The organism is Kribbella sp. NPDC050241 (assembly GCF_044459685.1).
GTDB lineage: Bacteria > Actinomycetota > Actinomycetes > Propionibacteriales > Kribbellaceae > Kribbella.
Window position 1 is genome coordinate 1,237,261 of sequence record NZ_JBITJE010000001.1, and the last position, 22,820, is coordinate 1,260,080.

The following is a 22,820-nucleotide window of genomic DNA, read 5'->3' on the forward strand; positions in this document are numbered from 1 at the left end:
AAGGCAACTGGGTGGACGAGTTCGATAACGACCCGGACTACAGGGGTGGCGCGTCGGGTGACACCCCTGCAAGGGTGTGGCCACCGGAAGGTTAGACAGTCTTCTCGCGGGTAGTACTCGGGCACCGGCGCGGCTGCCACATCGGCGGCCGGGGCGGTGGTGGAGTACTACCCGCGCGACGATCAGCCGTCCGTCACGGCCGCGACACAGCTGGTGTAAATCCAGCGGATGCCGACCACGGTCGGGAGCAGTATCGTTCGAGACGGGTCGACACGACACCCGGAGGTGAGGCAGGGCGATGACGACCATCGTCGTGGGTTACGTGCCGAAGGCTGAGGGCCGTGCGGCCCTGCGGCGAGCGGCCGAAGAGGCGACGCTTCGCGACGCCAAGCTGGTGGTGGTCAACTCACACCGGGGTGGGCGCAGTTTCGACAGCGATGAGGCCGCGGCGAGCGACGCCGCGTTGACGGAGGTACGTGAGCAACTCGACCCGACCGGTGTGCCTTACGAGGTGCGGCAACTGGTGCGTGGACTCGACCCGGCGGAGGACCTGGTGGCCGTCGCCGAGCAGGTGCATGCCGAGTTCATCGTGATCGGGCTTCGGCGCCGGTCCCCGGTCGGCAAGCTCATTCTCGGCAGCAATGCCCAGCGGGTGCTGCTCGACGCTCCGTGTCCGGTGCTGGCCGTAAAGGCCGACGAAGGGGAGGACTGAGGTGACTTCGACACGCAGCAAGAAGCTGTGCCTCGCACAGCAGCCCGACGCCGACGAGATGCTGAGCAGAGATCCTTTCGCCCTGCTGGTGGGCATGTTGCTGGACCAGCAGATTCCGATGGAGCGCGCGTTCGCGGGACCGGTCGCGATCGCCAAGCGGATGGATGGCCCCTTCGATCCGTCCACGGTGGCGCACTACGACCCGGACGCGTTCGTCGAGGTGGTGGCCGGTCCGCCGGCCGTGCATCGGTTCCCGACCGCGATGGCGGCCCGGATCCAGACGCTGGCCAAGCACCTGGACGAGGAGTACGGCGGTAACGCTTCGGGCCTCTGGTCCGATGTGAAGTCAGGGGACGACCTGCTGGCCAGGTTGTCGGCCCTGCCGGGCTTCGGCGCGCAGAAGGCGAAGATCTTCGTCGCGCTGCTCGGCAAGCAACTCAAGGTCCGGCCGCGGGGCTGGCGCGAGGCATCCGAGCCGTACGGCGAGGACGGCGCGTACAAGTCCGTCGCGGACGTGATCGACGTGGCGTCTTTGGTGAAGGTGAGACAGTTCAAGCAGGAGCAGCAGTTGGTCCGGCAACGCGTGGTGGCCCGTCCACTGCGGCAGACCCGGAACGGCTGAGAACGGACGACCGCAAACGCACTGTTCGACGGCGATACCGACCAGGCCTCCACCGGAGCGGGGATACCCGCCCGGCGGGGGCCTGAGCGCGCCGATCGGGGGGTCGTGGCGCGCCCGGGCTTGGTTCGCGGATTACAATGGAGTGTTGCCGCCGCCTGACCAGCGAGCAGCCGCACACAGTCATACCCAAGAGCACCCTGAGTACGTGGCACCACCAGCACCAACACAACGTCGTACCGCCGTACAAACCCTGCGTCAGACGAGAGGTAATTCGTGTCGTCCAGCTCGTCCGAGAATCTTCCCGCCGAGTCAGCCCGGGCCGTGGCCGCCACCGCCCGCAGCACGGCTCCGAGGACCAGCGCCCGAGTGACCGAGCCTGCAGCCAAGAAGGCGGCAGTGAAGAAGGCCGCGGCCAAGTCTGCCGCCGGCACCAAGGAGGACGGTATCCCCGCGAAGAAGGCCGCCGCGAAGAAAGCGCCGGCGAAGAAGGCCGTCTCCGAAGCTGGTCTGGCGATCGACCCCAAGACCGGCAAGCCGCGCTCGCTGGACGATGTCGATGAGGCCGACTTCAGCCCGGACGCGGTGAAGCCGCTGGAGAAGGAGCTGACCGAGGACGAGGGCTTCGTCGTCTCCGAGGCCGACGAGACCGACGAGCCCGAGCAGCAGGTGATGGTGGCCGGGGCCACCGCCGACCCGGTCAAGGACTACCTGAAGCAGATCGGCAAGGTCCCGCTGCTGAACGCCGAGCAGGAGGTCGAGCTCGCCAAGCGGATCGAGGCCGGCCTGTTCGCCGAGGAGCAGCTCGGCGATGAGGCCGCCAAGCTGAAGGAGAAGGTCCGCGACGAGTACGACTGGATCTCCGAGGACGGCCGCCGGGCCAAGAACCACCTGCTCGAGGCCAACCTGCGCCTGGTGGTGTCGTTGGCCAAGCGCTACACCGGCCGCGGCATGCTGTTCCTGGACCTGATCCAGGAGGGCAACCTCGGTCTGATCCGCGCGGTCGAGAAGTTCGACTACACCAAGGGCTACAAGTTCTCGACCTACGCCACCTGGTGGATCCGGCAGGCGATCACCCGCGCGATGGCCGACCAGGCGCGGACGATCCGTATCCCGGTGCACATGGTCGAGGTGATCAACAAGCTGGCCCGGGTGCAGCGGCAGATGCTGCAGGACCTCGGTCGCGAACCCACTCCGGAAGAGCTCGCCAAGGAGCTCGACATGACCCCGGAGAAGGTCATCGAGGTGCAGAAGTACGGCCGTGAGCCGATCTCGCTGCACACGCCACTGGGTGAGGACGGCGACTCCGAGTTCGGCGACCTGATCGAGGACTCCGAGGCGATCGTGCCGGCCGAGGCCGTCTCGTTCACCTTGCTCCAGGAGCAGTTGCACGCGGTGCTGGACACCCTGTCCGAGCGCGAGGCCGGTGTGGTCTCGATGCGCTTCGGCCTGACCGACGGCCAGCCGAAGACGCTGGACGAGATCGGCAAGGTGTACGGCGTCACCCGCGAGCGGATCCGGCAGATCGAGTCCAAGACGATGTCGAAGCTGCGCCACCCGTCCCGCTCGCAGGTCCTGCGGGACTACCTGGACTGATGACGATGGGTCAGGCACTCGCCGGCGTACTCGCGCTGGTGATGCCTGTCCTCGACACGGCAACTCTGGCCGCCGCCGTCTTCACGGCGGCGGCCTTGCTGTTCACTCTGCTCCTGGTGGCGCGCTCGTCGGCGCGGGGCCCGGTCGCCTCGCCGCTGCCGGCGCGCGTCAGCGCCACCCGGGCCAACGCCCGGCGTACTGCTTATCTGTCTCTCCGCGATCCCGACGCGGCGGGCAGGCCACGTCCACGAGCACCGGGACGGTAGCGCTCTTCCTCGCTACCCGTTCCTTCTCACTCGTGGAGTTGTGCTGTGCCTTCCTTCCTGGAGGCACCGGTCGCCGGTGCCTATCACTTGCTCACGTCCCTCGTCACCGCAATCGAACCGCTCGCCGGCAGCTCTGCCGCTGTGATCGCGATCGTCGTCTGCACCCTCGTCGTACGGCTGTGTCTGGTTCCACTCAGCGTGCGGGCGCATCGCGGGTTGCGTGCTCGCGCCGAACTGATGCCTCAGCTGAAGAAGCTCAGCGAACGTCACCGCGGTGATCCCGAGCGTCTCCAACGCGAGCTCGCCAAGCTGCAAGCAGAATCCGGTACGTCGGTCTTCGCCGGTCTGCTGCCGACGCTCGCGCAGCTGCCCTTCTTCTGGCTGATGTACACGCTGTTCTCCCGGGCGATGGTGGCGGGGGAGTCGAACCAACTGATCAGCGGCAGCCTCCTCGGCGCACCGCTCGGCCTGCACTGGCCGGTCCTCACCGGTACGCCGGCCTTCCTCGTGCTCGCCGTACTGCTGGGAGTCGTCGCCTGGTTCTCGGCCCGCTTGCAGCTTCGCCAACTCGACGAGACCGCGACGCCCCTGTCCCGCCGGCTCGCCCGGATCCTGCCCTTCGGCACGCTGCTGAGTGCCGCCTTCCTCCCGCTCGCCGCAGGGCTCTACCTGCTCACCACGACGACCTGGACCGTCGTCGAACGCACGATCCTGCAGCGCTGACGGTTGCCTTGAGCAACAGTTGGTTGCCACCTGTCGACTGATTCTGATACCGTCTTTAATAAAGCCGGTTGCATAATAAGTTGGGGTCGATGGACACTGTACGAGGAGCCGCTCAGGCGGAGCGATCGGCCAATCAGGTCGCCTGTCTGCGCGCGCTGGCCGACGCCGACGACGCGCAAACCGTCGGCGTCATCAGCGCGGAGACCGGACTCTCGCGACCCACGGTGCACGCCGTGCTCGACGATCTCGTCGAGGCTGGTCTGGTTGTGCCCACCGATGCGTCGATCGTGGGGCCGGGGCGGCCTGCGCGTGCGTTCCGGTTCGCCCGGGAGGCGGGACTCGTTGCCGGAGTGGACCTGGGCCCGCGCGGGGTGCGAGCCATCATCTGCGACCTGTCCGGCCGCCGACTGGGCTACACCGAGCTGAAGCGGGACCGGCCCGCTGAGATCTCGTCAATTCGGAGCGCGATTCACGCCGCGGCGGCCGAGAGCTCGCTCGATCTCGGACGCCTTCGTGCGGTCGGACTCGCTCTCCCCGGTGTGGTCGAGGCGAACGGTCACCTGCGCGCCAGTCTCGCACTCCCTGAACTGGTCGGCCTGCCGATCGCGGAGACCGTATCGCAGGACCTCGGCCGTCCGGTTGCCATCGACAACGACATCAAGCTGGCCGCACTCGCCGAGCAGCGCGGGGGCGCGGGACGCGGGTACTCCGATGTCGTCTATCTCCAGATCGGCCATCGGCTGTCCGTGTCGATCGTCCTGAACGGCGTCATTCGGCAAGGGCGCCACCGCCTGGCCGGCGAGCTCGGCGCGCAGCGAGGCATGCGCTGGACGCGCAACGCGGACCGAGGCCAGCTGATCTGGACGTCACATCCGACCGGTGAGGCCGTGCTGAGCGCGGCGGCTGCCGGCGACGCGGACGCCCAGGCGGAGATCGACGACTTCTGTGCGCAGATCGCCGGACGCATCGCCACGGTGTTGCTGGTCGTCGATCCCGAGATCGTGGTCGTGCGGGGTGGACCCGCGCATGACAGTGCCGTGCTGCTTCGTTCGCTCGAGGCCGCGGTCGAGAGGGAGTTGCTCTTCCCCGAGCGCCCACCGTTCGTCGCCTCGGCCCTCGGCCGCGAGGCCGTGGTGCTCGGGGCGGTCGGCACAGCGTTCGACCAGTTCAGTACACGCATCTACGGCGTTCACGACTACCCGAGTCCGTGGCGCCGGATCACTCACGACCTGGAGAGGACCAGCAAGTGAAGCTAGGAGTCAGCTCGTACTGCTTTCGCAGCCTCATGGCCAGCGGCGAGATGGACCTGATCGCAGTCCTGGATTGGGTCGCGTCGTCACCCGCGGGGCATCTGGAGATCGCCGCCATGGACGGCGAGTACTACCTGGAGAACGACGGTGTGGTCCGTGATGCGGCCGCGCACGCCGGCGACATCGGCGTACCGATCGTGAACTATCTGGTCAGCGGCGACCTGCGGACAGCGGAGGACAAGGAGATCGACCGCCTCCGCCGGCAGCTGGATGTCGCGCACCGGTTCGGAGCTCGCATCTTCCGTCACGACGTCGCCCCGTGGTCGTGGCGCGAGCAGGACCCGGGGGAGTTCGAGTCGACGTTCGAGAAGGTCGTCGAAGGCTGCCGTGCGGTCGCCGACCACGCCGCCGAGCTGGGCATCGTGTCGACGATCGAGAACCACGGCTTCTTCATGAACGGGAGCGACCGGCTGGCCCGGCTGGTGCACGCCGTGGATCGCCCGAACTTCCGGGTCACGCTGGACCTCGGCAACGGACTCTGCGTCGGCGAGGTGCCCGGCAAGACCGCCGCCGGACTGATCGACATCGCGGCCATCGTGGGCGTGAAGGACTTCCACATCCGCCGATCGGCGGGGGATGGCTGGCTGAAGACACTGGCCGGCGACTACCTGCTCGGCACGATCGCGGGGCACGGAGATCTGGACCTGGCGGGCCTGCTCGCGCTGGTCGGGACCAGGCCCGAACTCCATGTGAGCCTCGAGTTCGAGGGCCTGGAGTCGACTCCGAACGCCATCGAGCGCTCGCTCAACAACATTCTCGGACTGGCTGGAGCTGCCTGACATGACGACTCGCATTGCTGTGATCGGGGTGGGCTCCATCGCCACCCAGCACCTGATCTCGTACCAGAAGAATCCGCAGGCCGAGCTGGTCGCCGTGTGCGACATCGACCGGACCCGCGCCAAGGCACAGGCCGACAAGTTCGGCGTACCGAAGGCGACGGATGTCGTCGACGAGATCCTGTCCGATCCCGAGGTCGACGCGGTGAGCATCTGCGTGCCGAACTTCCTGCACGCCAAGTTCGCCGAGGCGGCGTTGCGGGCCGGCAAGGACGTGCTGGTCGAGAAGCCGATGTCCGTGAACGTCGCCGAGGCCGAGGCGCTGGTCCAGGCGACCAAGGAGACCGGGCAGGCCCTGCAGATCGGCTACGTACGCCGTTTCGCTCCGAACGCCCTGGTCACCAAGCGGTTCCTGGACGAGGGCGAGTTCGGCGACATCTACGCCGCGCGGGCGACGATCATTCGTGCCGCCGGCAACCCCGGTGGCTGGTTCGGTGACGTGACGGTCTCGGGCGGTGGCCCGCTGATCGACCTGGGTGTCCACATCATCGACCTGTGCTGGTACCTGATGGGGATGCCTGCACCGGTGTCGGTGTCGGGCGCGACCTTCTCGCAGCTGGGTGCTCGGGACAACATCAAGCATCTGACCCGGTACCGGGCCGCGTCGGAGACCCGGGTGAACAACGTCGAGGACTACGCGACCGCGCAGGTCCGGTTCGAGAACGGGGCGGTTCTCGACGTGGACACGTCGTACTCGCTGCACGCGCGCAACTCGACGAGTGTGAAGATCCACGGCGACAAGGGCGGCGCGGAGATCGAGCCCGAGCTGCTGATGATCACCGAGCGGCACGACACCCTGTTGCACATCCAGCCGCAGATCGATTCGCTCGGGTTCGACTTCACGGTCGGGTTCGCCAACCAGATCGACCACTTCCTGCAGATCTGCCGCCGGGAGATTCCGGCCGACGCCACGGCGGAGCAGGGTCTCGAGATGGCCCGCATCCTGACCGCGATCTACGAGTCCGCCCGGAACGGGTCCGAGGTAGCCATCACCCGCTGAGCGGGACCGGCTTCAGCTACGACCCAACCGGGCCTCGAGACCGTCGAGGATCCGGTTGAGGCCGTAGCTGAAGCCCTCTTCGGCGCCGGCCCGGAGGTCGGCTCCTCCGACGAGACCCCGGCGGTTGTGCACTGATCCTGCGGCCCTGCTTTAACTGAGCAGGGCCGCGGTGATGGAGTCGGCGTTGTCGTCCAGCCACACCTGACGGTGCTTGATCGAGTCGCCGACGCCTTCGCTCCACATCCGCTGCCAGCCGCCCCCCAGCGTCTCCGCGCGGTACTTCATGTTGTGCCAGCCCCGCTCGTTGAGTGCGGACGAGAGATCCATCAGGCGGTGACGGTCAGGCAACGACAGCCCGTACGCGTCGGCGATCAGCCGGCACCGGCGTGGGCGATCGAGCCCTCGCTGGGCCGGGTCGAGGTCAGCGTCGTCGCCGAACGGCGCCCACCACAACATGAGGTTCACCAGCTCACGGGCCCGACTGACCGGGCGGGCGAAGTCGAAGTCGATCAGCGCGTACGCGCGACCGTCGCGGAACACGACGTTGTCCGGAGTGATGTCCTGATGGCCGACCAGCTCCAGCGGATCATCGAGCTCGGGCAGGCCGGGCGCCTCGATCGGCGCCGGCAGGTCGGTAGGGATCCCGAATCCCTCGACCGCGTCGTGGTACGCGCGGACCAGTCGAGCGACCGAGGTCATGCGCTCCTCGTCGGCCATCCAGCCGGGCTGCGGCCGGCCGGCGACCTCACCGTCGATGTAGCTGAGCACCTCGCGGCCGGCGGAGTCGATCCCAAGGAAGCGCGGGGCGCCGTCGAACCCGACCGACTCCAGGTGCCGCAGCAGGTCCCGGACCATTTCGGGCCGCTCACCGGGCGGACGCCGTACGGTGTCGCCGACGCGGACGAGCCCCTCGGTCACGTCACCACCGGTCAGTGGGATCTCTTCGCCGTCTTCCGTCCACGTCTGCATGGCGCCCCCAGTTCGTAGTCCCATGTGAAGGCTCCACCCGGAGCCAGCCGGACACGCTACCCGATCCTCGGCGTGGCGTTCACCGGACTTTCGCTGAGGCCGTTCACCTGGATGTCATCAGAAGACCCGAACCTTGGTGTTCATGAGCACCCTGAACCTGGTCAACGAGCTCGGCTTCCGTGTCCTCGACGAGGAGGACGACGACCCGGTGCTGTTGCGCGCGGACGGTACGCCGGTCGACACCTGGCGCGAGGGTTACCCGTACGGCGAACGGCTCGCGCGCGAGGTCTACGACCGGGACAAGCGGCTGCTGCAGATCGAGCTGCTCAAGCTGCAGTACTGGGTGAAGCGGTCGCACCAGAAGCTGGTGATCGTGTTCGAGGGACGCGACGCGGCCGGCAAGGGCGGCACGATCAAGCGGTTCATGGAGCACCTGAACCCGCGCGGCGCACGGATCGTGGCCCTGGAGAAGCCGACCGAGCGCGAGAAGACCCAGTGGTACTTCCAGCGGTACGTCGAGCATCTCCCGTCGGCCGGCGAGATGGTGCTGTTCGACCGGTCCTGGTACAACCGCGCGTGCGTCGAGCGAGTGATGGGGTTCTGCGCGCAGGACGAGTACGAGGAGTTCATGCGGCAGGCGCCGGAGTTCGAGCGGATGCTGGTCCGCTCGGGCATCCTGCTGGTGAAGCTGTGGTTCTCGGTGTCGCAGGCCGAACAGCAGACCCGGTTCACGATCCGCCAGATCGACCCGGTCCGGCAGTGGAAGCTCTCGCCGACCGACCTCGCGTCGCTGGACAAGTGGGGCGCCTACACCGAGGCCAAGGAAGCGATGTTCCACTACACCGACACCGACCACGCGCCGTGGACCGTGGTCAAGAGCAACGACAAGAAGCGCGCCCGGCTCGAGGCCATGCGGCACGTGCTGAGCTTGTACGACTACGCCGACAAGGACGTCGAACTCGTCGGCCGCCCGGACCCGAAGATCCTCGGCCCAGCCGCCGAGGTCCTCGAACACGGCGAATCCGCCACCCGCGCCTTCCCCGTCCTCTGACCCGTCTGATGGGCTGACCCACCAGACGGTGGGTTGGCCAGGCGCACACCGCTCGCCAACCCACCCGCCGGTGGGTCAGCCAGGCAAACGGGGAGGCCGGGACTGGAACCGGGGACGGCGGGGCTGGGGATCGGGGACGGCGGGCTGGACCGGGGACGGCGGGCTGGATCGGGGACGCCCGGGTGGGCGCGCCCCCGGCGTGGGCGGGCCTGGGGACCGCGGACAGGATCTGGGGAGCGCGGACAGGATCTGGGGACCGGGAACAGGATCTGGGGACCGGGAACAGGACCGGGGACCGGGGACCGGGGACAGGATCTGGGGACTGCGGACATGAAATAACCTGTCCTCGGTCACCACAAGATGTCCGCGGACCCGACCCCGACCGCGCCGCCCCGACCGCGCCGCCCCGACCGCGCCGCCCTGACCGCGCCGCCCCGACCGCGCCGCAGCGGGCGGGGTTAGGGGTTGAGGGGCAGGTGGACGGTGAAGGTGGCGCCGTGGGGGGTGGTGTCGGTGACGGTGACTCGGCCGTGGTGGGCGGCGACCAACGCAGCCACGATTGACAGGCCGAGGCCGGAGCCGCCGGTTGAGCGGGTCCGGGCGGAGTCGGCGCGGTAGAAGCGTTCGAAGACGCGCGCCTTCTGGTCGTCGGTCAGCCCGGGACCTGAGTCGCTCACCTCGAGCACGGCCTCGCCGTCGCGCGTCCCGACCGAGACCAGGATCGGGGCGTCCGTCGGCGTGTGGTGGAGCGCGTTGCTGATCAGGTTGCCGAGCACCTGACGGAGCCGGGTCTCGTCGCCTTCGACCACGGGCGCTTCCGATTCCGGCAGGATCTTCAGCGAGATGTTCCGCTCGGGCTGCACCGCCTGCGCGTTGTGCAGCGCGTCGGCGGCGATCGGCAGCAGATCGACTGGCTCCATCCGCAACGGTCGCTGCTGGTCGAGGCGGGCCAGCAGCAGCAGGTCGTCGACGAGCAGGCCCATCCGCTTCGCCTCGTCCTCGATCCGGCGCATCGTGTCGGCGTCGCCGCTGTCCCCGCGCTGGCGGGTCAGTTCGGCAAAGCCCCGGATGGACGTCAACGGCGTACGCAGCTCGTGCGACGCGTCCGCGACGAACCGCCGCATCCGCTCCTCCGACTGCCTCGCCGCCTCCTCCGATCTGCGGGCCACGTCCTCGGATCGGCGAGCGGCGAACTCCGACGCAGTGCGTTGCGCGAAGGCTGTCTCGATCTGTCCGAGCATCTGGTTCAGCGCGAGCGACAGCCGCCCGACCTCGGTCCGTGGATCCCGTTGCGGTACGCGCCGGCTCAGATCACCGCCGGCGATCGCGACAGCGGTGTTCTCGACGTCCTCCAGTCCGCGAAGACTTCGCCGTACGACGAAGGTCCCGACGCCGGCCAGCAGCACGAGCAGGATGACGCCGGCCGCGGCCTGGACCCCGACCAGCCGTTGCAACGTGCGGCTCATATCGTGCAGGCTCTGCGCGACCATGACCGAACCGCTGCCGTCGGACAGCGGTACGGCGAGCACGCGCCAGGATGCACCACCCGACACCGCGTCGACGTTGAACGGGTGCCCGTCGAGCGCCCGGACCTGGTTGAGGTTGAGCGTGGGCAGGTCTGGCAGCGGCGCCTCGCCCTCGACCAACTGGGCGCGGAACGGTCCACCGCTGGCCTGGCCCTCGGAGTCGTTGAACTGCACCACGAAGACACTCGGTAGCGGCCGCCGCCGGCCGTCGCCAGGCCCCATCGGCCGGTCCAACGGGTTGCGTTGCAGGGGCATCGAGGCCTGCTGCAGTTGCTCGTCGACCCGGTCGACCAGGTACCCGCGCATGATCGTGGTCGCCAATACACCCGAGGCGACAAGTGCGAGCGCCACCAACGTCAGCAGGACGACGACGATGGTGACGCGGAGCGGGTACCGGTCGGTGAAGCGCCGGTGGTTCAGCTGCATCAGTTGGGGCCTCGTGGGGTGCGCAGGACATAGCCGACCCCGCGGACGGTGTGGAGCAGCTTCTGGTCGCCGGTGTCGACCTTACGGCGCAGGTACGACATGTACGACTCGACCACGCCCGCGTCGCCGGCGAAGTCGTAGTTCCAGACCGCGGACAGGATCTGGCCCTTCGACATCACCCGTTCGGCGTTCTCCAGCAGGCAGCGCAGGAGCTTGAACTCGGTCAGCGACAGCTGGACCGCCTCACCGGCTTTGAAGACCTCGTAGCTGTCCTCGTTCAGCTCGAGATCTGCATACTTCAGTACGGCGGCATCCGGCGTGGCCTGCTCGCGGTGGCCGGATCGGCGCAGCAGCGCCCGGACCCGGGCGACGAGCTCGTCCAGGCTGAACGGCTTGGTCACGTAGTCGTCGCCGCCGGTGTGCAGGCCGAGCACCTTGTCCTCGACCGCGTCGCGCGCGGTGAGGAAGAGCACCGGCACATGCCGGTCCTCACCGCGCAGCCGGCGGACCACCTCGAAGCCGTCCAGTCCAGGCATCATCACGTCGAGGACGACGAGGTCGGGCTCCACCTCGCGCGCCTTGCGCAGCGCCTCGGCGCCATGGGTCGCCGTGGTCACGTCGTACCCGGCGAAACGCAGGCTCGCGGACAGCAGCTCGACGATGTTCGGCTCGTCGTCGACCACCAGCAGATGCGGACTCATGTCCCCAGTCTGCCGCCGGCACCCGTGGGAACCCTGGAAGGTTCCTGGCAATCAGCTGTGAGTCTCTGGTCAGCGAGGCCCGCGCTTGAAGCCCCACTTCTCGCCGGCCGCCTGCCGGACGGTGCCGTCGTTGACCGAGCTCGCGGTGGCCTTACCGTCCGCGACCACTGCGGTCACCTGGACGGTATTGCCGACCTTGACATCGTCGATCCCGTCCCGGGCGGCGTTCACGAGGGTGTCCTCGGTAAGGGTGTAGGTCCGGCTGTAACCGTCTTCGCTCTTCACCGTCATCGAGTCCTTGCTGACCGCGGTCACCTCACCACGCTGGGTCGCCACGGTCTGGTAGCCGCCGCCGTCCTTCGGCACCACGAACTCGCCGTGCAGCGCGCCGCCCATTCCGAACTCGCCGCGGTGGCCGAGGCCCTTGCCCGGGCCAGGCTGGTTCGACGGGGCCGAGGGGGAGGCGGAGGGCGAGGGGGACGGCGTCGGGTCGGCGTTGGTCGCTGCCCAGGCAACACCACCCGCGGTTGTGGTCGCCGCGACGGCGGCGACTGTGCCGGCGATCCGCCAGCGCTTGTCCGAGAGCTTCTGCAACGTCGCCATGCGTCTACTGCCTTCCGTACTGCGTGCCGGCCGAATCACCGGCACTGGTACTCCCCACGCTGCCGCACGGACCTGAGACGAGGCTCCGGTGGACCTTGGAAAACCCTGGCAATCAGGCCAGGAACAGCACCGCGGCGAGCCAGACGGCGGCGGCGAGCGACGTACCGATGAGCTCGATCAGGATCGACAACCCGGTCGCCCGGAGCGCGTGCTTGGTCGACGTCCAGGCGTGCGCGTGCGCCTTCAACCGCTGCCACTCGGACAGATAGACGCCGAGGGGGAAGCCGACGAACATGCCGACCACGGGAATCAGGAAGAAGCCGACGATGCCGAGCAGGACTCCGACGACCATCGATCGCCGGGGAACGCCGGACTCACGCAGGTGCCGCTCCGGTACGACGTACTTGACCACCTGGCTGGCCCCGATCAGGACGACCGCCGCGGACAGCACGATCCAGGCCGTCGGGCCCTTCTCCACCAGTGCCCAGACCAGGATCGCCGCCAGGCTGAGGATGGCGCCCGGCAGCACCGGGATCACGATCCCCAGAATGCCGACGAAGATCACCAGCCCGATCAAGAACGTGCCAAGAGTGTCCACGGGGGCAACTGTGCCGCAAAACCGGGCCCTTAGGGTGGAGGTATGTCCCAGCTGCACGAACTGGTCACCGCGCTCGCTGCTCCGTGGGTGGTCCTCTCGCCGCGTTCCGGTCAGTTGACCGGGAGCAACGGTGTGGAGGGCGTGTACGCCCAGGACCGCCGGATCCTGTCCCGGTCGGTCGTCACGATCAACGGCCGCGAGCCGCTCCCGGTGCACGCCGACGAACGAGGCGCGGCATCCCACCAGTACGTCGCCCAGGTCGAGGGCGTCGGCGACACCCGGCACGACCCGACCGTGATGCTGTACCGGACCCGCGACGTCGACCGCCACGGCATGACTGAGCGGATCACGCTGGTGAACAGCTCGCGCGCGGCGATCGAGTGCCGGCTTGATGTTGCCCTGGGCACCGATCTGGCCCCGATGGCCGCGGTCCGCAACAGTACGGCGGACGAGCTGCCCGACCTGACGCCCGAGCGCGACGCAGAGACCGTCCTGCACTGGGAGAGCGCGGGCACCCGGGTGAGCGCGAGCCTCGATCCCGGTGTCAGTGCGACGCCGCGGCTCGAACCGGGGGAGGAGTTCACCCTCACGGTTCGCGTGACCGCCGAGTTCCCGCCGTCGACCACCGGGTTCAGCATCGACCCGCCGCCGGCGACGCCGGAGTACGGGCTCGACGTCGACTGCGATGACAAGAGGGTCGAGCGCTGGGTTGAGCGGTCGCTCGAGGATGTGCGGGCGCTGCAGCTCGCAGCCGGCGACGACCGGTATCTCGGCGCCGGACCTCCGTGGTTCCTGACGCTCTTCGGCCGCGACTCGCTGATCGCGTCCGGCATGCTGATCCCGGTCGATCCCGAACTCGCCGCCGGAACGCTGCGTGCGCTTGCGGCCAAGCAGGGCACCAAGGTCGACCCGGACACGGCAGAGCAACCGGGCAAGATCCCGCACGAGCTCAGGGTCGAAGATGCCGACCACGGTGGCGGTCTGGTCCTGCCGCCTGTGTACTACGGAACGCACGACGCGACGCAGCTGTGGATCACGACGCTGCACAAGGCGTGGCGCTGGGGCATGCCCGCCGACGAGGTGCGGGAGTTGCTGCCGAACCTCGTCCGCGCCCTGACCTGGATCAAGGAGTACGCCGACCCCGACGGCGACGGCTTCCTCGAGTACATCGACGAGTCGGGACACGGACTGGCCAACCAGGGATGGAAGGACTCCGGCGACGCCGTCCAGTGGCCGGACGGCACCCTGGCCACGGCACCGATCGCGCTGTGCGAGGTGCAGGGCTACGCCTACGCGGCGGCTGTCCAGGGCGCCGAATTGCTGGAGGCGCACGGTGAGTCCGGCGACGAGTGGCGGCTGTGGGCGACCGCGATGCAGGAGCGGTTCCGCAGCGCGTTCTGGGTCGACGGCTATCCGGCCATCGCACTCGACGGTGCCAAGAACGCAGTGGCGGGCCGGGCGTCGAACATGGGGCACTTGCTCGGGACCGGACTGCTGGACGCCGACGAGGAGCAGACCGTCGCGGAGGTCCTGGCCGGCGACGACCTGGACAGTGGGTTCGGTCTGCGAACGTTGTCCACGGCAATGACCCGGTTCAATCCGCTCGGCTACCACACTGGCAGCGTCTGGCCGCACGACACCGCGATGACGGTCCAGGGCCTGTACGCCACCGGTCACGCGGCGCTGGCTTCGTCGTACGTGGACGGACTGATCCGCGCCGCGGAGGCCTTCGGGTACCGACTGCCGGAGCTGTTCGGCGGGCGGGGGAGAACCGCGGAGCGGACGCCGACGCCGTACCCGGCGTCCTGTCGGCCACAGGCCTGGGCGGCTGCCTCGGCGATCGCGGTGGTGGTGGCCGCGCTCGGGATCGAGCCCGACGTTCCCGGTGGCCGGCTGGTCGTGAACCCGGCCGAGGATCTGCCGTGGGAGCGCCTGGAGGTCAGCGGTCTGCGGCTCGGCGGCGAGGTCCTGTCGGTGCGTCTGGAGGCCGGGAAGCTCACAGTGCTGGAAGCCCCGAAGAATCTCCAGCACTGATCAGACAGTGAGTACGGCGGCTGTCGCCAGGACGAGGTAGACGGCGGCGACGAGCCGGTTGCGCCAGGCGCTCGTCGTCCGGGCTGAGCGGACCCGGCGGCCGATCGCGTCAGCGCCGACGGCGTAACACAGGTCCAGGGACAGACCGATCAGCATCGCGCCAGCGCCGAGCAGCAGCATCTCGGTGCGGAGCTGACCGGGTCCGGCGTCGCGCGTCGTGAACTGCGGGAGGAAGGCGAGGAAGAACAGCGCGGCCTTCGGATTCAGCAGGTTCACCACGATGCCGTCGCGGAAGATCCGGCCGAGCGGTGCGGGCGGAACGCCGCCGTACGGCTCCGCCGTCGGAGCCTGCAGCATCTTCACGCCGAGGAAGGCGAGGTAGAGCGCACCGGTCAGAGTGATCGCGGTGAACAACGTCGGCGACGCCTTCACGAGGGTCGCCAGACCGAGGGCCGCAACCACGATGTAGACCAGCGTGCCGGTCTCGATCGCGAGTGCGGACACAACGCCGGCCCGGCGGCCCTGGGTCAGGCTGCGGAGCGAGATGTAGAGGTTGTTCGGTCCTGGCATTCCGACCAGCACCACCGTCGCGCCGGCGAATCCCAGCAATTGACCGATCCCCATGATCCCTGCCTCCCACTCGAACTGGACTGCCTTCTACGTCTAGCCTGGCGGCGCGGGAACCAGTCCACCCGAGCCAATAGGGGGAGAAGTGGACCGTTCTGGAGACCCGGCTGTCCTGGCCGACCTGATCGGCAGTCGGCTGACCGGTCAGGCAGGTGGCCTGTATCGGCGGCTGGCCGATGCCATCGCGGCGTTGATCGGATCGACCGAGCTCCCGGTCGGCGCGCGCCTCCCGGCCGAACGCCGGCTCGCCGAGGCTCTCGCGATCAGTCGCTCCACCGTCGTCGCGGCGTACGACGAACTGCGCGCCCGCGGGCTCGTGGAGAGCCGCCGGGGGAGCGGTACGACGGTCGCCCGGGCCGCGGGACGTGGTCGTTCACGAGCGGACAAGCGAATGCCGGCCGGGTACGGCGACTCGCTGTTCCACCGGATCGCGGTCGGTCCGGGCGAGGTCATCTCCCTCACGTACGCCGTCGACCCGGGACTGCCGGAACTCGCGGACGAACTGATCGACCTGGCGACTGGGGACCTGCCCGCACTGCTCGACGACGTCGGGTACCACCCGCGGGGTCTGGCGGTGTTGCGTGAGCGGATCGCTGATCACTTTTCTGAGTCCGGACTGCCGACTTCGCCCGACGAGATCGTGGTCACCACCGGGGCGCATCAGGCGATCGCGCTGGTCACGCAGATGTACCTGCGGAGCGGCGCAGCGGTCGTCATCGAGCAGCCCAGTTGGCCGGGGTGTTTCGATCTGTTCGGCGCGGCTGGTGGGCGGGTGGTCGGCGTACCGCTGGACGATGCCGGCATCCGGCCGGATCTGCTGACGGCCGCGTTCGCCGAGCATCAGCCGGCCATGTTGTTCGTGATGCCGACGTTCCACAATCCGACCGGTCGGCTGATGTCCGCGAACCGGCGTCGGCAGGTTGCCGAGATCGCCGCGAAGCATGGCGTGGTGGTCGTGGAGGACAACGCGTACTCGGCGTGGGATCCGTCCGGGCCGGCGATTCCGCCGCCGCTGGCCGCGTATGCGCCGGACGGGTGTGAGGTGCTCACCATCGGGTCGGTGTCGAAGGCGGTGTGGGGCGGGTTGCGGATCGGCTGGATCCGCGCGTCGCGACCGCTGGCTGAGCGGCTGGCACGGCACAAGGCGCTGGCGGATCTGGGGAGTCCCGTGATCGATCAGGCGCTCACGGCGCGGTTGCTGCCGCGGCTGACGGAGGTGACGTCGGCGCGGGCGCGGGTCTCGACGGCGCGGAAGAAGCTGATGGGTCAGTTGTTGATCGAGCGTTTGCCCGAATGGGAATGGTCGGAGCCCGAAGGTGGGTCGGCGTTGTGGATCCGGCTGCCGGAGACGGATGCGCGGGTCTATGCGCAGGTGGCGTTGCGGCATGGTGTCGAGGTGGTCGCCGGGCGTGCGATGGATCCAACGGGAGAGCACGACGATTACCTACGGGTGCCGTTCGCTTACGCAGAGCCGATACTTGAGGATGCAGTGTCCCGGTTGGCCGCCGCCTGGCACGAACTCCGCCGGCACGGCCCCGGCCCCGGCGTACCCGTCGTCTGAAGACGTCCGCCGCACGAACACAGAAGGATGGCGGTCACCCCTCCGGGTGGACCGCCATCAACCAACCCCACATCTCGTTCTTCTCTCCGCACAGAAGGATGGCGGTCACCCCTCCGGGTGGACCGCCATCGAGTCCTGCAGGTCTTTGGCGCCGCCGTTGGCGCGTTTATGAGGCCGAGATCACCGTTCGTCTTCGGTGGCGGTGGCCGGGGCGTCTTCGAGCCGACCGGTCTCGTCGTGGATGGTGATCGCGATGTTGCGCAGCTTCTCCGCGTGCTCCCGGCCGTGGTGGGCGCAGAAGAGGAGCTCCCCACCGCTGGTCAGGGTGACACGGACGTAGGCCTGCGCACCGCAGCGGTCACAACGATCCGCGGTCGACAGCGCCGAACTCGGGGCGAGTGCTGTAGTCACTTGAGGCCTCATCTCATCTAGTTCCGTACTCACCAGATAGGAACATCCTGACAGACGGATCGCTTCCCAGTAGGGGCAACGTGTCCGAATGTGAGACGAACCACCTGTTCCCTTATGACGCATCTTGACGAGGAATCGTTTCCGATGGCGTCGATTTCTCGCGTGGCGGCGGGCGCCGGGCGTGTCTTCTTTCACTGTGCGCCATGAAGTGCTCACAGCGCGCTGATGTTCGGAGTGTCGAATACCACTCCCGGATCGAGTCCGGATCGATACCTGCCGAAACATCTTTCTCGCTGCCACGCCGCGGGTTCGGAGCGGACCAAGTGACGGATGTCCGGTACCCGGGCCGTAATCGCGGACAGCCCCGCCTGCCGGGTTTTGGGGGTCGGTCCGCATAGGCTGTGACCATGCGTTCGGACCGGCGGTCCGGCCCCGGGCGCGCAGTTGGCTTGTGAACCAGTGAAGGAGCCCAGTGGCCGCCCCGACGCCTCGCAGTACCGAACTCGACCCGACGTACAACGCCCGCAACCTGCTCGTCCTCGAGGGACTCGAGGCGGTCCGGAAGCGGCCAGGCATGTACATCGGGTCCACCGACAGCCGCGGCCTGATGCACTGCCTGTGGGAGATCATCGACAACTCCGTCGACGAGGCCCTGGCCGGCCACGGCGACCGCATCGACGTCGTCCTGCACAAGGACGGCTCGGTCGAGGTGAAGGACCGCGCCCGCGGCATCCCGGTCGACATCGAGCCGAAGACCAAGCTCAGCGGTGTCGAGGTGGTGTTCACCAAACTGCACGCCGGCGGCAAGTTCGGCGGCGGGTCGTACAACGCCTCCGGTGGTCTGCATGGTGTCGGCGCCTCGGTGGTGAACGCGCTGTCCGCGCGGCTGGACGTCGAGGTCGACCGTGGTGGCACGGTCTGGACCACCTCGTTCCGGCGCGGTGTCGCCGGTGAGTTCGACACCGAGGGCGCGAGCGCGGGCTTCACCCCGGCCAAGGGCCTGCGGAAGGCCGGCCGGGCGAAGAAGGGCGTCACCGGCACCCGGATCCGTTACTGGGCGGACCGGCAGATCTTCACCCGGGACGCCAGCTTCAACTACGACGAGCTGGTCACCCGGGCGCGGCAGACGTCGTTCCTGGTGCCGGGTCTGCTGCTGGTGATCCGGGACGAGCGTGGCGACGAGGTCACCGAGGAGCACTTCAAGCACGACGGCGGGATCAGCGAGTTCTGCGAGTTCCTGGCCACCGACCAGAAGGTGACCGAGGTCGTCCGGCTGACCGGGACCGGCCACTTCACCGAGACCGTCCCGATGCTGGACGACGCCGGCCACATGACGCCGACCGACGTCGAGCGGGATCTGGACGTCGACATCGCGGTCCGCTGGGGTGACGGGTACGAGACCGAGGTCCGCTCGTTCGTGAACATCGTGGCCACGCCCAAGGGCGGCACGCACGTGGCCGGCTTCGAGCGGGCACTGTCGAAGAGCTTCACCAACGCGCTGGACGGAACTCGCCTGCTGAAGAACGGCGAGGAGATCATCAAGGACGACGTACTCGAAGGTCTCACCTCGGTGGTCACGGTCCGGCTGGCCGAGCCGCAGTTCGACGGGCAGACCAAGGAGGTGCTCGGGACGCCGGCGGCGTCGCGGATCGTCGCGAAGGTCGTGCAGAGCGAGCTGGAGTCGTTCCTGACCTCGAACAAGCGCGAGCACAAGGCGCAGGCGCGCGCGGTGCTGGAGAAAGTTGTCGCCGCGTCCCGGACGCGCGTGGCGGCTCGTCAGCATCGTGAGCTGCAGCGGCGCAAGACCGCGCTGGAGTCGTCGGCGCTGCCGGCGAAGCTGGCCGACTGCCGCAGCAACGATGTCGACCGGTCCGAGCTGTTCATCGTCGAGGGTGATTCGGCCCTCGGTACGGCGAAGCTCGCGCGCAGCTCGGAGTTCCAGGCGCTGCTGCCGATCCGGGGCAAGATCCTGAACGTGCAGAAGGCGTCGGTCGGCGACATGCTGAAGAACACCGAGTGCGCCTCGATCATCCAGGTGGTCGGCGCCGGCTCGGGCCGCAGCTTCGACATCGAGCAGGTCCGCTACGGCAAGATCATCTTCATGGCGGACGCCGATTCCGACGGCGCCCACATCCGCTGCCTGCTGGCGACGCTGTTCTTCCGCTACATGCGACCGCTGGTCGACGCCGGCCGGGTCTACACCGCCGTACCGCCGCTGCACCGGTTCGAGCTGACGAACCCGAAGAAGGGCCAGGACAAGTTCCTGTACACCTACAGCGACGCGGAGTACCAGCGCAAGACGGCCGAACTGATGAAGAAGGGCGTCCGGTGGAAGGAGCCACCGCAGCGCTACAAGGGTCTCGGTGAGATGGACGCCGACCAGTTGGCCGAAACCACCATGGACCCGCGCCACCGCACCCTGCGCCGCATCACCGTCGACGACGGCGAAGCCGCCGCCCAGGTCTTCGACCTTCTGATGGGCAACGATGTGGCGCCCCGCAAGGAGTTCCTGGTCCAAGGCGCCTACGAACTGGACGAGAACCGCATCGACGTCTGATGGCTCGGCTGGCCTGCTTCGATCTCGACAACACGCTGATCGATCGGGATGGCGCGTTCCTGGCCTGGGCTCGGTGGTGGGTCGGCCGTGCCGGTCTCGATGGTGGCGCGGTCGAGTGGTTGGTTGCTCAGGACAACGGTGGCTTCACGCCGCGTGCGGAGTTGTTCGAGCGGTTCCAGGGACGCTTCGGTGTTGCGATCTCGGTTGACGAGTACGACCGGGAGCATCCGTCGTTCACGTGGGTCGAGCCCAATGTGCTCGAGGGGTTGGGGTCGTTGCGCGCGGCGGGGTGGCGGGTGGTTGTGGTGACGAACGGTGGGGTGGTGCAGCAGAGTCGGAAGCTTGCGCACACCGGGATCGCTGATGTGGTCGACCATTGCTGCATCTCGGAAGCGGTGAGGGTGCGGAAGCCTGATGCGCGGATCTTCGAGGTGGCCGCCGAGGAGGTGGGGGCGTCCCTCGACGACGGGTGGATGGTTGGTGATCATCCGGCGTACGACATTGCGGGTGGTATCAATGCCGGTTTGCGGACGATCCGGGTTGGCAGCCATCACTCCCTCGACGTGCCGCGGGCGAATCATCAGGTCGAGTCGGTGGTTGAGGCGTTCGCGATCATCTTGGCGGCACGACCTGGCCTGGGCTGACGGGACTGCCGTCGACGGTAATCTCGGTGTGGTCTGGTGAGATCACGACGTCGATCGTGTGGTCGCGGTAGGTGAAACCGCGGAGTTCGATGGTGCCGGCGGCAACTGGGTTCGGGTTGATGTGGAGTGAGCCGTCCGGGTGCGGGCGGATGCCGGCGAGGCCGGTGACGATGGCTTCGGCGCCGGCCAGGCCGGCGATGATGTTGATGCGGCGGCCGGTGGCGGGCGCGCCGGGCTTCTCGCAGTAGTGGTCCTGGGGGAAGTACGGGTAGTGGTCGCCCATCCAGAGCAGCCGGCGCAGGACATCCCAGGCGACCTCGGGCCGGCCCTGTTCCCACAGGGTGAGGGCGAGTTGCGGGCCTTCGCCGGTGTACGCGCCGGCGCCCGACCAGTCGATGTCGGCGGTCTCGTAGTGGCGTTCGTCCTCGGCGCTGACACTGCTGACGCCGTACTCACCGAGGAACGCACCGGGTCGCAGATGCTTGACCAGCGCATCGGCGACATCAGGCGGGCAGGCGCCGGACCGCAGTACGTCGAAGGCCTGGATCGAGTAGGCGAGTTCGGTATGACCGTCGGGGTAGCGGCTGCGAAACCACCCCGCCTCGCTGTCCCAGAGTTGCCGGATCACCTCGCTCCGGATCTGTTGCGCGGACTCCCGCAACTCATCAGCCGGCAACGCGGCGCCTGTGATGTCGGAGAGTTCCGCCAGCGTTTCGAGCGCCCAAGCCCGCTCGGCGTTCGGACTGGCGACGACGTGCTCCCAGCCCGATCCCCGCATCTCGAGCAGGTTGCTCTGGTTGCCGTAGTCCCGCAGTACGCCGGTCTGGTCGTCGGGCTGGAACCCCTTGTCGAGCGTGATCAGTACGTCGTACAGCCGGGCGACGAGGGCCGGGTCGAGAGACCGTTCCGCCGCGGCGGCGCGCGCCAGGGCAACGAGTGACCAGCCGCTGTACGCGTAGGCGACGCCGAGTCCGGTCCCGTCCGGAGCGATGGCGTAGCGATCGGTGAGGTCGGCTTCGAGCAACGATTCGATGATGTCGAGTACGTCGTCGCCGAGCATCAGGCTGAGGACGTTCGGGGCGTAGCCGCCGGTGTCCCACGCATAGGCACACAACGCACCGCCGTCGAGTCCCGACGTCGCGATGAACGGCGTCGTGACGAAGTCCGGGTGATCCCACCAGCACACGAGACCGCTGGCCAGCGAACGCCGGTAGTACTGCTCGAGCCCGGGGATGTCCGAGGTGACAGTAGGGAGATGGCCGACCGCCTGCGCAACTCGGGACTCCCAAACGCGAACGGCATCGGTGGTCGGCGCATCAGTGGTCCCGACGCCGAGATTGAACGTGACCGAACCATCGGGCTCGACGGTCGCGGTCAGGGCGTCATGGGTCAACGTGATGGCGTCGTCGGAGCCGGCCTCGGGAGGCACCCAACCCCAGTCGGACAGCGGGACCTGGCGGGCGCGGGTAGGTGACAGCTCCGGCTCGATCACAACCTCATGGGTGTTTCCGGTGCGGTTGCTGATCGTGAGGACGAGCTCGTAGCCGGGGGAGCCATGCCGCGGCGTGAGCGTGGATTCCACTGCCAGCGAGACGAGCTCCCCATCGGCGTAGTGGTGGTAGGTGCCGCGCCGGGTCAGGCGGTCAGGCCGCCAGGTGCCGCCGGTGGGAAGGAGACCGCGGTCGCCCGCACCAGGCCGGGCGGCGTCGACGATCGATCGCCCGTCGACCTCGAACGAGACGGTGAGCCGGCTGTCCGGGGCGGCGTACGGAGGCGCGAACCATGCACCGACGCCACACACCGTGCCAGACAGTTGGGTGACCGTCCCGGTGCCGCTGCCGACCCAGATCTCGGCTGGGGGTACGGCGCGGCGCAGGTCGAAGGAGAAGTCGTCGAGCGAGTACGGCGGCATGGGCGGCCTTCCGGTGACACGGGTGAACGAGCTGGCAAGGGCGATCGGCGTACCGCGCAACGCTAGGCCGAGCACGGGTGAGGACCGTGCCGGACCGATCCCGGCAGGTGATCCCGGCCTGCGTAGGACCGGTCCAAC

21 protein-coding genes are annotated in these 22,820 nt (G+C 68.3%); 13 read left to right on the forward strand and 8 right to left on the reverse strand.

Annotated elements, in window-relative coordinates:
* Positions 1-298: 298 nt before the first annotated feature.
* From ACIBG5_RS05880 to ACIBG5_RS05915, 8 genes are all read left to right on the forward strand, one after another.
* Positions 299-712, forward strand: a complete 414-nt coding sequence (locus ACIBG5_RS05880; protein ID WP_131515653.1) for a universal stress protein — start codon at positions 299-301, stop codon at positions 710-712.
* Position 713: 1 nt separating this feature from the next.
* Positions 714-1,334: an HhH-GPD-type base excision DNA repair protein gene (locus ACIBG5_RS05885; RefSeq protein WP_360445922.1), complete on the forward strand. Its 621-nt coding sequence runs from the start codon at positions 714-716 to the stop codon at positions 1,332-1,334.
* A 273-nt stretch (positions 1,335-1,607) separates the two neighbouring features.
* Positions 1,608-2,927: an RNA polymerase sigma factor gene (locus ACIBG5_RS05890; protein WP_393389367.1), complete on the forward strand. Its 1,320-nt coding sequence runs from the start codon at positions 1,608-1,610 to the stop codon at positions 2,925-2,927.
* Positions 2,927-3,193, forward strand: coding sequence for a DUF6412 domain-containing protein (locus ACIBG5_RS05895; protein ID WP_396390353.1), 267 nt, complete (start codon positions 2,927-2,929; stop codon positions 3,191-3,193). The genes ACIBG5_RS05890 and ACIBG5_RS05895 overlap by 1 nt, the downstream gene beginning before the upstream one ends.
* Before the next feature lie 45 nt (positions 3,194-3,238).
* A complete protein-coding gene (locus ACIBG5_RS05900; RefSeq protein WP_396390354.1) occupies positions 3,239-3,916 on the forward strand; it encodes a YidC/Oxa1 family membrane protein insertase in 678 nt (225 codons plus the stop codon).
* Positions 3,917-4,005: 89 nt separating this feature from the next.
* Positions 4,006-5,166 carry an ROK family protein gene (locus ACIBG5_RS05905; protein WP_396390356.1) on the forward strand — a complete coding sequence of 387 codons (1,161 nt, stop codon included), beginning with the start codon at positions 4,006-4,008 and terminating at the stop codon, positions 5,164-5,166.
* Positions 5,163-6,005, forward strand: coding sequence for a sugar phosphate isomerase/epimerase family protein (locus tag ACIBG5_RS05910; RefSeq protein WP_396390357.1), 843 nt, complete (start codon positions 5,163-5,165; stop codon positions 6,003-6,005). Before ACIBG5_RS05905 ends, ACIBG5_RS05910 begins: the two co-directional genes overlap by 4 nt.
* Position 6,006: 1 nt before the next feature.
* Positions 6,007-7,062 (forward strand): Gfo/Idh/MocA family protein, encoded by a 1,056-nt coding sequence (locus ACIBG5_RS05915; RefSeq protein ID WP_396390358.1) that lies wholly within the window; start codon positions 6,007-6,009, stop codon positions 7,060-7,062.
* 150 nt (positions 7,063-7,212) lie between these two features.
* On the opposite strand, the gene ACIBG5_RS05920 is transcribed toward ACIBG5_RS05915, so the two are convergent.
* Positions 7,213-8,055 (reverse strand): phosphotransferase, encoded by an 843-nt coding sequence (locus ACIBG5_RS05920; RefSeq protein WP_396390359.1) that lies wholly within the window; start codon positions 8,053-8,055, stop codon positions 7,213-7,215.
* Between the two features lie 118 nt (positions 8,056-8,173).
* On the opposite strand from ACIBG5_RS05920, the gene ppk2 reads away from it, so the two are divergent.
* Positions 8,174-9,082: a polyphosphate kinase 2 gene (ppk2, locus tag ACIBG5_RS05925; protein WP_396390360.1), complete on the forward strand. Its 909-nt coding sequence runs from the start codon at positions 8,174-8,176 to the stop codon at positions 9,080-9,082.
* A gap of 458 nt (positions 9,083-9,540) precedes the next feature.
* Here the strand turns inward: ppk2 and ACIBG5_RS05930 are convergent, their stop codons facing one another.
* From ACIBG5_RS05930 to ACIBG5_RS05945, 4 genes are all read right to left on the reverse strand, one after another.
* Positions 9,541-11,034, reverse strand: coding sequence for a sensor histidine kinase (locus ACIBG5_RS05930; RefSeq protein WP_396390361.1), 1,494 nt, complete (start codon positions 11,032-11,034; stop codon positions 9,541-9,543).
* Positions 11,034-11,735 (reverse strand): response regulator transcription factor, encoded by a 702-nt coding sequence (locus ACIBG5_RS05935; RefSeq protein WP_360448976.1) that lies wholly within the window; start codon positions 11,733-11,735, stop codon positions 11,034-11,036. Before ACIBG5_RS05935 ends, ACIBG5_RS05930 begins: the two co-directional genes overlap by 1 nt.
* Before the next feature lie 69 nt (positions 11,736-11,804).
* A complete protein-coding gene (locus ACIBG5_RS05940) occupies positions 11,805-12,338 on the reverse strand; it encodes a hypothetical protein (protein ID WP_396390362.1) in 534 nt (177 codons plus the stop codon).
* Between the two features lie 112 nt (positions 12,339-12,450).
* Entirely contained in the window at positions 12,451-12,936 is a 486-nt protein-coding gene (locus ACIBG5_RS05945) for a DUF456 domain-containing protein (RefSeq protein ID WP_396390363.1), read from the reverse strand.
* Between the two features lie 42 nt (positions 12,937-12,978).
* Between ACIBG5_RS05945 and ACIBG5_RS05950 the strand changes: the two genes are divergently transcribed.
* Positions 12,979-14,970 carry a glycogen debranching N-terminal domain-containing protein gene (locus tag ACIBG5_RS05950; RefSeq protein ID WP_396390364.1) on the forward strand — a complete coding sequence of 664 codons (1,992 nt, stop codon included), beginning with the start codon at positions 12,979-12,981 and terminating at the stop codon, positions 14,968-14,970.
* On the opposite strand, the gene ACIBG5_RS05955 is transcribed toward ACIBG5_RS05950, so the two are convergent.
* Positions 14,971-15,594: a LysE family translocator gene (locus tag ACIBG5_RS05955; RefSeq protein ID WP_396390365.1), complete on the reverse strand. Its 624-nt coding sequence runs from the start codon at positions 15,592-15,594 to the stop codon at positions 14,971-14,973.
* 88 nt (positions 15,595-15,682) lie between these two features.
* Here ACIBG5_RS05955 and ACIBG5_RS05960 point away from each other — a divergent pair, with 88 nt between their 5' ends.
* Positions 15,683-17,158: a PLP-dependent aminotransferase family protein gene (locus ACIBG5_RS05960; RefSeq protein WP_396390366.1), complete on the forward strand. Its 1,476-nt coding sequence runs from the start codon at positions 15,683-15,685 to the stop codon at positions 17,156-17,158.
* Between the two features lie 180 nt (positions 17,159-17,338).
* On the opposite strand, the gene ACIBG5_RS05965 is transcribed toward ACIBG5_RS05960, so the two are convergent.
* A complete protein-coding gene (locus ACIBG5_RS05965; RefSeq protein WP_396390367.1) occupies positions 17,339-17,581 on the reverse strand; it encodes a hypothetical protein in 243 nt (80 codons plus the stop codon).
* Positions 17,582-18,041: 460 nt separating this feature from the next.
* On the opposite strand from ACIBG5_RS05965, the gene ACIBG5_RS05970 reads away from it, so the two are divergent.
* On the forward strand, positions 18,042-20,126 hold the full coding sequence (locus tag ACIBG5_RS05970; RefSeq protein ID WP_396390368.1) for a type IIA DNA topoisomerase subunit B: 2,085 nt from the start codon (positions 18,042-18,044) through the stop codon (positions 20,124-20,126).
* Positions 20,126-20,770 (forward strand): HAD family hydrolase, encoded by a 645-nt coding sequence (locus ACIBG5_RS05975; RefSeq protein ID WP_396390369.1) that lies wholly within the window; start codon positions 20,126-20,128, stop codon positions 20,768-20,770. Before ACIBG5_RS05970 ends, ACIBG5_RS05975 begins: the two co-directional genes overlap by 1 nt.
* On the opposite strand, the gene ACIBG5_RS05980 is transcribed toward ACIBG5_RS05975, so the two are convergent.
* On the reverse strand, positions 20,739-22,757 hold the full coding sequence (locus ACIBG5_RS05980; RefSeq protein WP_396390370.1) for an MGH1-like glycoside hydrolase domain-containing protein: 2,019 nt from the start codon (positions 22,755-22,757) through the stop codon (positions 20,739-20,741). The genes ACIBG5_RS05975 and ACIBG5_RS05980 overlap by 32 nt on opposite strands.
* Positions 22,758-22,820 lie beyond the last annotated feature (63 nt).